The 14,885-nt window shown below is 66.7% G+C and carries 9 protein-coding genes and 1 tRNA gene; 9 read left to right on the top strand and 1 reads right to left on the bottom strand.

Annotation, left to right across the window (positions count from 1 at the left end; genetic code table 11):
* Positions 1–195 precede the first annotated feature (195 nt).
* From FEK34_RS28650 to FEK34_RS28640, 4 genes are all read left to right on the top strand, one after another.
* Entirely contained in the window at positions 196–654 is a 459-nt protein-coding gene (locus FEK34_RS28650) for a hypothetical protein (protein ID WP_138452969.1), read from the top strand.
* A complete protein-coding gene (locus tag FEK34_RS30300) occupies positions 651–1,121 on the top strand; it encodes a hypothetical protein (RefSeq protein ID WP_171048461.1) in 471 nt (156 codons plus the stop codon). Before FEK34_RS28650 ends, FEK34_RS30300 begins: the two co-directional genes overlap by 4 nt.
* Positions 1,118–1,543, top strand: a complete 426-nt coding sequence (locus FEK34_RS28645) for a DUF4254 domain-containing protein (RefSeq protein ID WP_171048460.1) — start codon at positions 1,118–1,120, stop codon at positions 1,541–1,543. The genes FEK34_RS30300 and FEK34_RS28645 overlap by 4 nt, the downstream gene beginning before the upstream one ends.
* A gap of 735 nt (positions 1,544–2,278) precedes the next feature.
* A complete protein-coding gene (locus tag FEK34_RS28640; protein WP_171048459.1) occupies positions 2,279–4,069 on the top strand; it encodes a recombinase family protein in 1,791 nt (596 codons plus the stop codon).
* On the opposite strand, the gene FEK34_RS28635 is transcribed toward FEK34_RS28640, so the two are convergent.
* Positions 4,035–4,111 (bottom strand) — tRNA-Arg (locus FEK34_RS28635). The genes FEK34_RS28640 and FEK34_RS28635 overlap by 35 nt on opposite strands.
* A 145-nt stretch (positions 4,112–4,256) precedes the next feature.
* On the opposite strand from FEK34_RS28635, the gene FEK34_RS28630 reads away from it, so the two are divergent.
* The 5 genes from FEK34_RS28630 to FEK34_RS28610 all read left to right on the top strand — a co-directional run bounded on the left by FEK34_RS28630 (position 4,257) and on the right by FEK34_RS28610 (position 14,879).
* Entirely contained in the window at positions 4,257–6,296 is a 2,040-nt protein-coding gene (locus FEK34_RS28630; RefSeq protein WP_138452964.1) for a cytochrome c oxidase assembly protein, read from the top strand.
* Positions 6,293–7,261 (top strand): threonine/serine dehydratase, encoded by a 969-nt coding sequence (locus FEK34_RS28625; protein ID WP_138452963.1) that lies wholly within the window; start codon positions 6,293–6,295, stop codon positions 7,259–7,261. Before FEK34_RS28630 ends, FEK34_RS28625 begins: the two co-directional genes overlap by 4 nt.
* A gap of 322 nt (positions 7,262–7,583) precedes the next feature.
* Complete coding sequence (gene ssb, locus FEK34_RS28620; protein ID WP_138452960.1) at positions 7,584–8,099, top strand: single-stranded DNA-binding protein; 516 nt, start codon at positions 7,584–7,586, stop codon at positions 8,097–8,099.
* Between the two features lie 72 nt (positions 8,100–8,171).
* Positions 8,172–9,848, top strand: a complete 1,677-nt coding sequence (ettA, locus tag FEK34_RS28615) for an energy-dependent translational throttle protein EttA (protein WP_036534346.1) — start codon at positions 8,172–8,174, stop codon at positions 9,846–9,848.
* Positions 9,849–9,944: 96 nt separating this feature from the next.
* On the top strand, positions 9,945–14,879 hold the full coding sequence (locus FEK34_RS28610) for an NAD-glutamate dehydrogenase (RefSeq protein WP_138452958.1): 4,935 nt from the start codon (positions 9,945–9,947) through the stop codon (positions 14,877–14,879).
* The last annotated feature ends 6 nt before the right edge of the window (positions 14,880–14,885 follow it).

Below are 14,885 nucleotides of genomic sequence, written 5' to 3'. Positions count from 1 at the left end.
CGGGGCAGCTCGGAACGGGCAACCGACGATGAACCGCCGTCTAGAGGCGGAGAACCCGATGGCGAACGTCGAAGCATTCTGCGTTGGCGCAGCCCGGGGGCGAGAGGTGGTCCGGTCACGGCGCGAGGCGTCGGGGCTGCGACCGCCGGGATCTGCGGCAGGGTCGGACGCGGGTAGGCGGCACCGGGGGCCGCGATGACGCTGTTGCAGGTGTGTCAGTCGGTGCACGAGGTGGTCTACGTCTATCGGCATCGGTTTGGTTTTCCGGTTGAAGTTGTCGCCGACCGGCCGTTGCTGATCACAGGCCGCGACATGACGGCAGTATCGATGCCGCAGCCGCTGGGTCGTGTGGTGCGTGATCACCTCGTCCGCGCGGGAGTGGCGTCGGTTCCGGTGATCACCCACCTGAAGCATCCCCGATGGATATTCCTTGTCGGACTGGACAGGCCGACTGATACGCCGTCATCTGGGATGTTGGCCGCATTCGGGGTGGATGTCGTGAGAGCGGATAAACGGGTGTGGCTTCCGCATCTCTATGCGAGCGTCGGCTGGCGTTGGGAGAGCGAGCCGCACCCGATGTCGCCGTCCGGCCGACCGGCGGTCCCGGTCCGTGCAGAGCTGCTGACCACAACACGGGCCGTGGTCGAATTATGAACGGCCGCCTGCCCGTGCCGAGGACTGTCGAGGAGGGTGATGGGCTTGCCTGGCCAGGCCAGGACGATCTCCTCACCGCGATCCGGGGCCACCACGTCGGCCGCCATCCCCTAGTCCACTGGGCAGCCGAACTCGGCACGATCCACACCCAGCTACTCGACTATCCAGACATGGCGCTGCTGCGACACCGTCGTGAACGGCTGATCACGACAATCGACGCTTGGCTGGCCCCACGTCTTCCCCGGCCGCACGCGATAGCGATCTGCCACCCCGAATCCATGGGCACGCTGATCGACCGAATCGCAGCTACCCAGGTCCAAGCCTGGACCCGGCTCATGTCTCAGCCCGCCGACCACCCCGACGTCCACGATGCATGGTGCCGCTTGGCCGAACTCGTCGAAAACTACACAGACCTCGTCACCGGACTCGACCGCCGCTCGATCTACCTCCCGGACCCGTCACCATGACCAAACATCTGCCTACCGCCGCCCAACTTCTCTCCGCCTGCCGGGGATTTCCCGACACCGATGGCGTCCTTGTAGACGCCGCGGTCGACCTCGGTGAACTGCATAGCGACCGCCTCGCGAACCCCGCTGAGGACGAGCGGATCGACTGGCGGCGAGCCCAGCTCGTCCTCGAGATCGATCGATTCGTCCTATTGGCGGTACCGGTGCCGTTCCCAAACGCGCGCATACACACCGAGACCGTCGGCCGGGTGATCGACCGGCTCGCCGAACTCACCGCACAAACCTACGCCGCGCTCACCGCACCCTCAGACACCGTTTACATCGAGGTGTGCGCTCAGCTGGACGAGCTGGCATCGGCGTACCAGGACCTCATTGATGACCTAGTCGCTGGGGCCCGACGCCTCCCGGACCACGGTCTCTGAAGTTGGGCCGCCAGTGGGGGCTCGCGTGACGACGATCTGCATCGACACAGTCGCCCAACGGAAGTGTTGATCCTGAGCCTATTGCGCGGAGTCACTAGACGAACGTCCCAGCCGGTGCCCGACGACGACAACCGAGGTGGCTCATGAGCATTCACGCTAGCTGCGAAACCCGACCAATTCGCGAAAGCGCAGGGAAACCGCCCACGAATCGTAGCGCTATGCCGTGCAGCCTTAGCCCGTGCAGGGCGCATACGGCACGATGTGGGCACGAATCCAGGACCCCGCGACGTGTGGCCGACCGCTTCCAGCATGCCGATAGCAGCGGGTTGCGAGACAGCTGGTTTCGGGCTCGCTTGACGACGCCGGGAGTACAGAGCGTTCATGGTCCCGTCTACGTGGACTACCAGCCTGGAACCGGATCGAGACAGGGTAGGCGATGACTCGGCGACAGCGCGGTTCGGGATCCATCCCGCCCTCGCCGCGCGACGGGACGCCCATTGATTCCAGTGATCCTTCCGAGGTCGGTCAGGCTGTGGCCGCTGTTCCTCAGCAGGCTGAGTTGGAGATTCGGATCGTAGGTGGGCCGGAGGGTGAGCGACTTGCCGAGTTACAAGCGCGGGTATTACGGGAGGTAACGAGATGGCAGCTGGCCCAGAGCAATTCCGACGATGGGCAGCGAACAGCGGCCTAGGGACGGTGGGGGCGCCGTCGGGTGACGCCGGCCCGAGTTTCCGTGTGGCATTCGCGGGCCGGACATCAACCGCCGACCTGCAAGACCCGACCTTGTCGATCCCGCGCCAGTTCTCGAACTCGAACCTGGCATTACCCGCGGGCGCGATGATCACCGCGCATTTCTGGGATGTCGAGTCCGGTCGCATGGACCTGACCGACAGGGGTACCGGTAGCGCTCATGAGCAATTCAGCATTCCGGTACCTCGGGACGGCGGCATCCAGGACCTACTCGCAGAGGCGAACCGTGCGGACCGTCGCTTCGATTACGTGATCTGCGAATCGATCGAACGCATCGCCCGACGCACCTACACCGGCACCGATATCGAACACCGCCTGGAGAAGGCCGGCGTCACCCTGTTGGCCGCCGACGAACCATTCCGCCTGGCAGTGCCCGATAGCGGACGGAAAGAGAAGCGGGCCACGCAGGTGCTGACCCGCCGCGTCAAGCAAGGCGTCGCGGAGTTCTACGTCCTGGAGATGCTGGAGAAATCCTGGGACGGCTTCGCCGTCCACACCGAAGCCGGGTTCAACGTTGGCAAGCCTTGCTACGGCTACCGCGCCAAACACGTCCCACACCCTGTGCCCGCCAAACGCGCCAAGGGGCAGAAGAAGACCCTGCTCGAACCGGACCCTATGCGCGGGCCTGTCGTGCAACGGATGTTTCGGTGGCGCTGTGATGAACGACTCACCTACCAGCAGATCGCTGACCGGCTGAACGACGACCTGGTGTCGAACCCGCCTCCCATTCCCGTCGACCCGGCAACGGCAGCCGGGAAATGGACGTGGTCGAATGTGCGGGAGGTGCTGACCAACCCCAAACACACGGGCCATATGGTATGGAATCGTCGGGGACGCAAGTCGAACAGAAATAGGACCAACTCGGTATCGGAGTGGGTCTGGTCACCTCAGCGGGTTCACGAACCGCTGATCAGTCTCGACGACTTCCTTGTCGCCCAAGAGGTAGGGCCCACGGTGCAGCGGTCACGGGGCGGAGCCGGCCAGAATCCGCATCCGCAGACCAAACGCTCCTATCGATACCGGTCCTACGTCTTCTGCGATCACTGCTCTCGCCGCATGAATGGCAAGACACGCAAGATCGCCGCCTACTACGTCTGTGCGCCCAAGAAGAACTACATCCCGGAAGGACACCCAACCGGCGGCTCGTTCTTCCTCAGGGAACAAGCGATCACCGAACACCTCAACACCTTCCTCAACCAGCACGTGTTCGGCCGGTATCGGCGCACCCTTCTGACCGATGACCGCGCGCATGAGAAGGCCGAGGCGGCACGCCAACGAGAAATCACGGCGCTGCGTGCGGGTATCACCGAGATCGACGCCAAGATCAAACGACTCGTCAGAAGTCTGGAGCTGGTGGATGAGCCCGACAGCGACCTGATTCGAGACATCAACGAGCGGCGGGCTGAACTCCGCGCTCAGCAGGCGCAGCTGCGGACAAAACTCGAGAGCCTGCGCACCGAAGCCGTCGACGCGCCGAACCCGAGCCTGATTGAGCAGCTACCGAATGGGTACATAGCCGTCGAGAAGCTGCCGCTCGAACTGGCCCGCGATCTATTCGAAGCCCTACGACTGGAGATCCGATACAACAAGACCCGCGAACAACTCCACTACCGCATCACGCTCGTCGCAACCCACATCCCTACCGCGGGTCGAATCGCCAGCCAGGCGCTAGCGGCCACTGGGACAGCGGGAGCGGCGCGGGAAGCCGCCACCCGGGTGGGTGACGGCGGTCCCATCTATATGGCGCCCCCGGCAGGAATCGAACCTGCGACCTAGGGATTAGAAGGCCCTTGCTCTATCCAACTGAGCTACGGAGGCAGTGGGTTCCACCATGGCCGACTTCGGCCGTGGTGTCCAGCGGAAAGTATAGCGACCGTCCAGCTCTGGCGAGGGGTGGCGCGGGAGGGGAGACAGGCGCCGGGCCGGGCACGCCGGGTCGGCGCTGCCGACTACCCTCAGTCGTATGTCGTCACCGCAAGGCCCGTCCACCGAAACCGATGCCGAGGTCTCTCGGCCGGGCTCGGGGACGACCTTCGCGGCGCTGGGTGTGCTGGCCGGTGCGATCACCGCGGTGGTCGCCGCACTGGTGGTCGGGCTGTCGGCGGCCGAGGCGCTGACCTTGCTCGGCATCCCCGATCCCGGGCCGCTGACCACCTACGGCATGCCCGCGGTGCGCGCGCTGTCGGATCTGTTCGCCGCGCTGACCGTCGGTTCGCTGCTGTTCGCCGCGTTCCTCATCCCTCCGCAATCGAGCGGACTGCTCGACGTCGGTGGCTATCGCGCGGTGCGCAGGGCCTCGAATATGGCGTTGGCCTGGGCCTGCTGTGCCGCGCTGCTGGTGCCGCTGACGGTGTCGGACACCACCGGCCGCCCCGTGCGGGAGGTACTCGCGCCGGCGGACCTGTGGGGTGCGATCGATCAGGTCGCGTTGGCCGGCGCGTGGCGCACGACGGTGATCTTCGCCTTGATCGTCGCGGTGGGCTGCCGGCTGGCGCTGCGCTGGGGCTGGACGCCGGTGATGTTCGGCGCCGCGATCGCCACCATGATGCCGCTGGCGTTCACCGGCCATTCCTCCTCCGGCGGGTCACACGATGTGGCCACCAACAGCCTGATCCTGCACCTGATCTCGGCGGCGATCTGGGTGGGCGGACTCGTCGCGGTGCTGGCGCACGCGTTGCGTGACGGCACCCACACCGATATCGCCGCGCGCCGATTCTCCGGGATCGCGACGGTGGCGTTCATCGTCATCGCGGCCAGCGGCGTGATCAATTCCTGGGTGCGTGTACCGCTGGACGAGTTGTTCACCAGCACTTACGGCCGGCTGGTGCTGGCCAAGGCTGCCGCCCTCATCGTGCTCGGCGTGTTCGGCTTCTTCCAGCGGCGCGCGGCGCTACCCGCCTTGGCCGCCGACCCGAAGGATCGTTCCGCGCTGATCCGCTTCGCCGCGGTCGAGGTGCTGATCTTCGCCGCGACGATCGGCCTGGCCGCCGGGCTCGGCCGCACTCCGCCACCGCCGCCGCGCACCGTGCCGACCCCGGTCGAGGTGGAACTCGGCTACGAACTGGCAGGACCGCCCACCGTGACGCGGCTGCTGTTCGACTGGCGCTTCGATCTGATCTTCGGAACCGTGTCGATCGTGCTCGCGGTGCTGTATCTGCTCGGGGTCCGGCGGCTGCACGCGCGCGGCGACGCCTGGCCGATCGGGCGGACCATTGCCTGGCTGTCGGGCTGTGTGATCCTGCTGTTCACGACGTCCTCGGGCGTCGGCCGGTACGGGCCGGCCATGTTCAGCGTGCACATGGGCGCGCATATGGCGCTGTCGATGCTGGTGCCGATCCTGCTGGCGCTGGGCGGTGCGGTGACCCTGGCCCTGCGTGCCCTGCCGCCCGCCGGGCGCGGCGGTGTCCCGGGTCCGCGCGAATGGATCCTGGCGGCGGTGCACAATCCGGTCTCGCGGGCGCTGACCCAGCCGGTGGTGGCGTCGGTGATCTTCGTCGGCGGCTTCTATGCCCTCTACCTGGGTGGCATCTTCGACAACTTCGTCGACTCGCACGCCGCACACCTGTTGATGAACCTGCACTTCCTGCTCGGCGGCTACCTCTTCTACTGGGTCGTGATCGGGATCGATCCCAAGCCGCGGCAGGTGCAGCCGCTGACCAAGCTGGGCATGGTGTTCGGTTCGCTGCCGTTCCACGCCTTCTTCGGTGTGGCCCTGATGAGTACGACCACAGTGCTCGGCGGGTGGTTCTACCGCAGCCTCGGCCTGGACTGGAACACCGACCTGCTCGGCGATCAGCGCACCGGCGGCAGCCTGGCCTGGGCCAGTGGTGAAGTGCCGCTGGTGGTGGTGATGCTGGCGTTGCTGATCCAGTGGTCGCGCAGTGATCAGCGGCTGGCCCAGCGCACCGACCGCGCCGCCGAACGCGACCACGACGCGGACCTCGCCGCGCACAATGCCATGTTCGCCGAACTCGCCCAACGAGACCGGGCGGTACGCAAATGACCGATCAGAAGACGTCCTCGCCACGGCAACGGCCGTTCGCCCGGGTGTATCGCTCGGACGTGCGCGCGGCCCGCAGGCGATTGGCCGGGCGGATCCGCCGCACGCCGGTCTTCCACACCGATGTGACCGGCCCGGACGGACCGGTGCCCGTCACGCTCAAGCTGGAGCACTTGCAGCACGGCGGCACGTTCAAAGCGCGCGGCAGTTTCAACGCGCTGCTGGAATCGGGCGAAGGTATCGAGCACGTCGTCATCGCCTCCGGTGGCAACGCGGGGATCGCCGCCGCGCTCGCGGCCGCGGCACTCGGCAAGACGTGCACGGTGGTGGTTCCCGAGTCGGCGCCGCACACGAAGGTCGCCGCCATGTGGTCCTACGGGGCCGAGGTGCTGTGGCACGGCACCACCTACGCCGAGGCCTATGGCTACGCGAGCGAGCTCGCGATCGAACGCGGCGCCCTGCAATTGCACGCCTACGACCTGCCCGCGGTGGTCTCCGGCGCCGGTGTGGTCGGGCTCGAAATCGAGGAGCAGGTCCGTGGCCGTCCGCCGGTGCTGGTCGCGGTGGGCGGTGGTGGCCTGGTCGCCGGTATCGCCGCCGCGCTCGGACGCAGGCAGCGGGTGATCGGGGTGGAGCCGGAAGGGGTGCCGACGCTGCACGCTGCCGTGGCCGCGGGGCGCCCGGTAGAGGTCGAGGTCGCCAGCATCGCGGCCGATGCGCTCGGAGCCTCGCGGATCGGCGACATCGCCTTCGATATCGCCCGCCGCTACGACGTGGGATCGGTGCTGGTCACCGACGACGCCATCGCGGACGCGCGGGAATACCTGTGGCGGGAGTTCCGCCTGGTGGTGGAGCCGGCCGGGGCGACCGCGCTGGCCGCGATCCGCAGCGGGGTGTACGTGCCCGCGGCGGGGGAGCGGCCGGTGGTGGTGCTCTGTGGTGCCAACACCGATCTGACCACGATCTAGGCGCGTTGGACAGCGCCGAGCTCGGGTAGCGAGGTTCTGCACCGGCCGGGCTGCTGTGCGCCGCACCGTCGAGTCGATGCGCACGGCCATGCGGGAGCCGTCATCATGCGGAACATCCGCTGTTCACAGCACTGCGAGTTATCCACAAGCGCGGCTTTCGCTCTGTCGGCGGTGCCGATTCGGGCGCATGCTGGGGACGTTGCTCGCGGAGGTCATCCAGCACCGCAGCCGACGGCGATCGGATCACCGTCCGTCGGACGCGCGAGCAACACGCGACCGGCACAGCGCCGGGCGTCCGGGGAGTCGACGAAGGGGTGGACACATGTACGAGGCGATGTCGACAGTGGTGGGGACCGTGGCGACGCAGCCGGTCATCAGGGAACTGCCGGGCGGGGAACAGGTGCTGACGTTCCGGATGGCCAGCACCTCACGCAGGCTCGACCGCAGCTCCGGCGAATGGGTGGACAACGGGACGTTGTTCCTGACCGTGAGTTGCTGGCGCAAGCTGGTCGCGGGCGTGGACGCATCCATCGGCCGCGGCGATCCGATCATCGCCTACGGCCAGTTGCGGACCAACGAGTACCGCACCCGCGACGGCGTCGACCGCCGCGATCTGGAGATGCGGGCCAGTGCCATCGGCCCGGATCTGTCCAGGTGCACGGCGGTGGTGCACCGCTGGCGGCAGGCCGCGAATGCCGAGGAGGCCGGGATGGGGAATACTGCTGGGCACTCAGGCGCTGATGGTCGAGAGCACGGGGGCGACGGGCAGCAGGTGGACGCGGAGATCTCCGCGCAGGCACCGCCCCGGACTCCCGACCACGAACCCGTCGACGCCTGACGCGCCTGCGCGCCGAGCGCGGGCGCTGGCTCTGCTTCGATCCATCATTCCTCGCACCGATAGGCTTTGCTCATGGCTGAGTTCATTTACCAGATGAAGAAGGTTCGTAAGGCGCACGGCGACAAGGTCGTGCTCGACGATGTCACCTTGAACTTCCTTCCCGGCGCCAAGATCGGCGTCGTCGGCCCCAACGGCGCCGGTAAATCCAGCGTGCTGAAGATCATGGCCGGACTGGACCAGCCGAACAACGGCGATGCGTTCCTCGCCCCGGGCGCGACCGTCGGCATCCTGCAGCAGGAGCCGCCGCTCAACGAGGAGAAGACGGTGCGCGGCAATGTCGAGGAGGGCCTCGGCGAGGTCAAGGTCAAGCTCGACCGGTTCAACGAGATCGCCGAACTCATGGCCACCGACTACTCCGACGAGCTCATGGAAGAGATGGGCAAGCTGCAGGAGTACCTCGACCACGCCGACGCCTGGGACATCGACTCCCAGCTCGAGCAGGCCATGGACGCGCTGCGCTGCCCGCCGCCGGACGAGCCGGTCACCAACCTCTCCGGTGGTGAGCGTCGCCGTGTCGCACTGTGCAAGCTGCTGCTGAGCAAGCCCGACCTGCTGCTGCTGGACGAGCCCACCAACCACCTCGACGCCGAGAGCGTGCTCTGGCTCGAACAGCACCTGGCTTCTTACCAGGGCGCCGTGCTGGCCGTCACCCACGACCGGTACTTCCTCGACAACGTCGCCCAGTGGATCCTCGAGCTCGACCGCGGCCGCGCCTACCCCTACGAGGGCAACTACTCCACCTACCTGGAGAAGAAGGCCCAGCGTCTGGAGGTGCAGGGTAAGAAGGACCAGAAGCTGCAGAAGCGCCTCAAGGACGAACTCGCCTGGGTGCGTTCCGGTGCCAAGGCTCGCCAGGCCAAGAACAAAGCACGCCTGGGGCGCTACGAGGAAATGGCCGCCGAGGCCGAGAAGCACAGGAAGTTGGACTTCGAGGAGATCCAGATTCCGGCCGGTCCGCGTCTGGGCAACGTGGTGGTCGAGGTGGAGCACCTGGACAAGGGCTTCGGCGACCGTCAGCTGATCAAGGATCTGTCGTTCACCCTGCCGCGCAACGGCATCGTCGGCGTCATCGGGCCCAACGGTGTCGGTAAGACCACGCTGTTCAAGACGATCGTCGGGCTCGAGCAGCCCGACAGCGGCGAGGTGAAGGTCGGCGAGACCGTCAAGCTGAGCTACGTCGACCAGAACCGCGCGGGCATCGACCCGAAGAAGAACGTCTGGCAGGTCGTCTCCGACGGACTCGACTTCATCGAGGTCGGCAATCAGGAGATGCCCTCGCGTGCCTACGTCAGCGCGTTCGGTTTCAAGGGCCCGGACCAGCAGAAGCCGGCGGGCGTGCTCTCCGGTGGCGAGCGCAACCGCCTGAACCTGGCGCTCACCCTCAAGCAGGGCGGCAACCTGATCCTGCTCGACGAGCCGACCAACGACCTGGATGTCGAGACGCTGAGCTCGCTGGAGAACGCGCTCGAGCAGTTCCCCGGCTGCGCCGTGGTCATCTCCCACGACCGGTGGTTCCTCGACCGCACCTGCACCCACATCCTGGCCTGGGAAGGCGACGCCGACAACGACGCCAAGTGGTTCTGGTTCGAAGGCAACTTCGAGGCGTACGAGGCGAACAAGATCGAGCGCCTCGGCCCGGAAGCCGCGCGGCCGCACCGCGTCACCCACCGGAAGCTGACTCGCGGGTAACCGCAAAGCTTTTCCCCACCGGTCCCGGGTGCGGGACTAGTGTCGAGACCGGCGTCACTTTGTTGCGGAACCGAATCCGAGGGAGTTGGCGAAAAAATGACGGTCTCGTCGGAATTGTCCAGTGCGGCGTGGGTCGCGGGGTTGCCGCAACCGTTGCGCGGCGACCTCGCCGCCCTGGAAGAGGCATACTTCCGTCACGTCGACGCGGGCGATGTGGACTGTGCGATCACCGGGATCACCCAGATCTTCCGCAGGCATCTGGAGCTGGCGATGACGCGCAGTCCGGGCCGGGCCCTGGTGCGGGTGTATCACCCCGACGACGGGTCCGGTCTCGGCGCCGCGGTCCAGGTGGTCACCGACGATATGCCGCTGCTGGTGGAGTCGATCACCTCCTCGCTGAGCCGGATGGGGGTCAGCGTCAGCGAGGTGATCCATCCGATCTTCGAGGTCGAACGCGCCGCCGACGGGCGCCTGATCGACGCCAAACCGCACGAGGTGGACGCCAACGGCGATCCCGGTCTGCGGGAGAGCTGGATGCATCTGCAACTGCACCCGTCCACCAGCCGAGCGCTCCTCGACCGGGTCGAGGCATCGATGCCGGTGGTGGTCGACGACGTTCGTCAGGTCATCGGCGATACCGCCGCGATCCGGACGGCGCAGAGCACGCTGGCCGATGAACTCGATCGGGCCGCCGCCGCCGGCAATGCTCCGTTCCCGGCGGTCGACCTGACCGATTGCGCAAATCTGTTGCGCTGGTTGGCCAGTGGGCATTTCACCGTGCTCGGCTACGCCCGCTACCGCAAGGCCGCCGACGATGACGCCCGCCCGGAGGTCGTGCCGGATTCGTGCCTCGGCGTGCTGCGTCCCGGCGTCGGCACCGATTTCGATGTCCCGGCCATCACCGGGGAGCAGCCGCTGCTCATGCTCACCCAGGGGCTCGTGCCCGCGACCGTGCACCGGTCGGTGTATCCGTACTTCATCGGTGTGGCCGATCTCGACGACAGCGGCGAGGTCGTCGGCCAGCACCTGTTCATCGGGGTCTTCACGGTGACCGCCGTGCACGAGAACGTGCTCGACATCCCGGTGATCTCGCGCCGGGTGCGGTCGGCGATCGAAGACAGCGGCTTCGATCTGGACTCGTTCTCCGGGCAGGGGATGCTCGAGGTCATCCAATCGTTCCCACGCACCGAACTGTTCTCCTCCGATACCGAGACGTTGCGCCGCACCGCCACCGCGGTCCTGAACGTCCGGCTGCGCAGGCAGGTGCGGTTGTTCATGCGCGCGGACGGCTTCGGCCGATTCGTCGCCTGCATGGTGTACCTGCCGCGCGACCGCTACACCACCGCGGTGCGGCTGGAGATGCAGGAGATCCTGGTCCGTGAACTGGGCGGCGTCTCGATCGACTACTCCGCGCGGGTGAGCGAAAGTGAGCTCGCCAGTGTGTATTTCACCGTCCGCATGCCCGAGGCCGAGGCCGGCGCGCAGGGGAGGCTGCCCGCGTCGGCGGACACCTCCGAAGAGAACAGGCTGCGGATCCAGCGGTTGCTCGACGCGGCCAGCCACACCTGGGACGACCATCTCGACGATGCGGTCAGCACCTCGACGGTGCTCGACCCCGGCGTGGTCGACCGCTACGCCGATGCCTTCCCCGAGGGCTACAAACAGGATTTCGAACCGGCCAGGGCCCTGGCCGATATCGCTCGGCTGGAGCACCTCACCGAGGGCGATATCGACCAGCACCTGTATCGCCAGCCCGACGCCGCGCCGGGCTCCTGGCGATTCAGCCTCTACATCGGCGGCACCGGCGTCTCGTTGAGCCAGGTGCTGCCCGTCCTGCAAAGCCTCGGCGTGGAGGTAGTGGACGAACGCCCGTATCAGATCCAGCTCGGTGCGGCGACCGGCGAGCCCGGCGGCGAGCGCTGGATCTACGATTTCGGCCTGCTGGCCCGGCCGGAGTTGCTGCGCAGCGCGCTCGATGAGGATCTCGACGCCGAACTGATGGAATCGGCCGCTCGTTCCGACGCGCACGATGCCGAGGCCGGCGGCTTGCGCGCGCGCTTCGTGGAAGCCTTCGCCGCGGTGTGGTACGGCCGTGCCGAAGCGGATGGGCTGAACGAACTGGTGTTGCGCGCCCGGATGCCGTGGCGCGAGGTGTCCATTCTGCGTACCTACGCCAGATACCTGCAGCAGGCCGGATTCCCGTACAGCCAGACCAATATCGCCCGCGTGCTGCTCAACTACCCGGAAGCGGCGCGGCTGTTCACGGATCTGTTCGCAACGAGATTCGATCCCGACACGCACTCCACGGAGCGGGCCGCGGAGTTGGAGGCGCAGGTTCGCGCCCGCATCGATCAGGTGGTGAGCCTGGACGCCGACCGCATCCTGCGCGCCATCCTCGGGCTGATCTCGGCGACCCTGCGCACCAACTACTACGTCACCGACGCCGACGGCCGTCCCCGTGACTACATCTCGATGAAGGTCGAGCCGCGCGAGATCGCCGAATTGCCCAAGCCGCGGCCACAATTCGAGATTTTCGTGTATTCGCCGCGGGTGGAGGGTGTGCATCTGCGGTTCGGTGCGGTGGCGCGTGGTGGTTTGCGGTGGTCGGATCGGTTGGAGGATTTCCGGACCGAGATCCTGGGTTTGGTGAAGGCGCAGGCGGTGAAGAATGCGGTGATCGTGCCGGTGGGCGCCAAGGGTGGTTTCGTGGTGAAACAGCCACCGGCAGCCACCGGCGATCCGGGCGCAGACCGCCAAGCACTCGGCGCCGAAGGTGTGGCCTGCTACCGCACGTTCATCTCCGGACTGCTCGACGTCACCGACAATGTCGACCTGGCGACCGGTGCGGTGGTGCCGCCCGCGCGGGTGGTGCGCCGCGATGGCGATGACACCTACCTCGTCGTCGCCGCCGACAAGGGCACGGCCACATTTTCCGACGTGGCCAACGAGGTGGCCAAGAGTTATGGCTTCTGGCTCGGTGACGCGTTCGCCTCGGGTGGGTCGGCGGGCTACGACCACAAGGCGATGGGCATTACCGCCAAGGGTGCCTGGGAGAGTGTGAAGCGGCACTTCCAGGAGATGGGGATCGATACTCAGGCCGAGGATTTCACGGTGGTGGGTATCGGTGATATGTCCGGTGATGTGTTCGGTAATGGGATGTTGTTGTCGGAGCACATTCGTTTGGTGGCGGCGTTCGACCACCGGCATATTTTCTTGGATCCGACTCCGGATGCGGTGTCGTCGTTTGCCGAGCGGCGGCGGATGTTCGAGTTGCCGCGGTCGTCGTGGGCCGATTACGACAAGTCGCTGATCAGCGAGGGTGGCGGCGTCTGGGACCGCACGGTGAAGTCGGTGCCGATCAGCCCGCAGGCCCGGCAAGCGCTCGGGCTGGCCGACGATGTGACGGCGCTGTCTCCGCCGGAGCTGGTCCGCGCCATCCTGCTCGCGCCCGTGCAACTGCTGTGGAACGGCGGTATCGGCACCTATATCAAGGCGAGCACCGAATCCAATGCCGACGTGGGCGACAAGTCCAATGACGCGGTCCGCGTCGATGGAAATCAGCTGCGGGTCAACGTCATCGGCGAGGGCGGCAACCTCGGCGCCACCGCACTCGGGCGCATCGAGTTCTGCCGCAACGGCGGCAAGATGAACACCGACGCCCTCGACAACTCCGCCGGAGTGGACTGCTCCGACCACGAGGTCAACATCAAGGTGCTGCTCGACGGCGTGGTGAGCGCCGGGCTGCTGCCGCCCTCCGAGCGAAATCCGCTGCTGGCGTCGATGACCGACGAGGTCGCCCAGATGGTGTTGCGCGACAACGTCTCCCAGAACTTCCTGATGGGCCTGTCGCGCTCGGACGCACCGCGCATGCTGAACGTGCACCGCCGGGTGATCGACGATCTGGAGCAGCGCCGCGGTCTCGACCGCGAACTCGAGGCGCTGCCGTCGGAACCGGAGATGAAGCGCAGGCACGAGGAAGGCACCGGCCTGACCTCTCCGGAGCTGGCGAACCTGATGGCGCACGTGAAGCTCGCGCTCAAGGGAGATCTGCTCGATTCGGACCTGCCCGATATGACGTACTTCGCCTCTCGGCTGCCTACGTACTTCCCGACGCCACTGCGCGGACGCTTCGGTACCGCGATCAAGAAGCATCGGCTGCGCCGGGAAATCCTCACCACGGTGATCGTGAACGAAGTCGTCGACTACGGCGGCATCACCTACGCCCATCGGCTCAACGAAGAGGTCGGCGCCACCGCGAGCGATTCGGTACGCGCATTCACCGCCGTCACCGAGATCTTCGGGCTGCACGACATCTGGACCAGGATCCGCACCGCCGATACCTCTGTCGCGATCCGTGACGAACTCGAGCTGGAAACCAAACGCACGCTGGACCGGGCCTCGCGCTGGCTGCTCACCAACCGGCCGCAGCCGATCGCGGTCGGCGCCGAGGTCAACCGCTACAGCCGTGGTGTTCGCGAACTCGCCCCCAAGGTTCCCGGCTGGCTGCGCGGCCACCACGTGACGTCACTGACCGATCAGAGCGCCGAACTGATCGCCCGCGGGGCGCCCACCGACCTCGCCACCGAGGTCTACGGGCTGCTGAATCTGTTCCCGCTGCTCGATGTGATCGATATCGCCGATATCACCGATCGAACCGGCGACGAGGTGGGTTCGCTGTACTACGCGCTCAACGAGCACTTGAAGATCGATTGGCTGCTCGAGGCCGTCAGCCACCTGGAACGCGGTGATCGCTGGCATGCGCTGGCCCGGCTCGCGCTGCGCGACGACATGTACAGCTCGCTGCGCTCGCTCACCCTGGATGTGCTCTCCGGCGGCGACCCGGAAGAGACCGCGGACGAGAAGATTGCATACTGGGAGTCGAAGAACCAGTCTCGGCTCGGGCGTGCCCGGGCCGCGCTGTCGGAGTTGTTCGAGTCCGGTACCCACGACCTGGCCACGCTGTCGGTCGCCGCGCGGCAGGTGCGCAGCATGGTGAGTGGGGCGGGCACCCAGTCGGAGGTATCACGGTGACGAGTG

The organism is Nocardia cyriacigeorgica (genome assembly GCF_005863245.1).
GTDB classification, from domain to species: domain Bacteria; phylum Actinomycetota; class Actinomycetes; order Mycobacteriales; family Mycobacteriaceae; genus Nocardia; species Nocardia cyriacigeorgica_C.
This window is presented reverse-complemented; position numbering and strand designations above follow the sequence as displayed.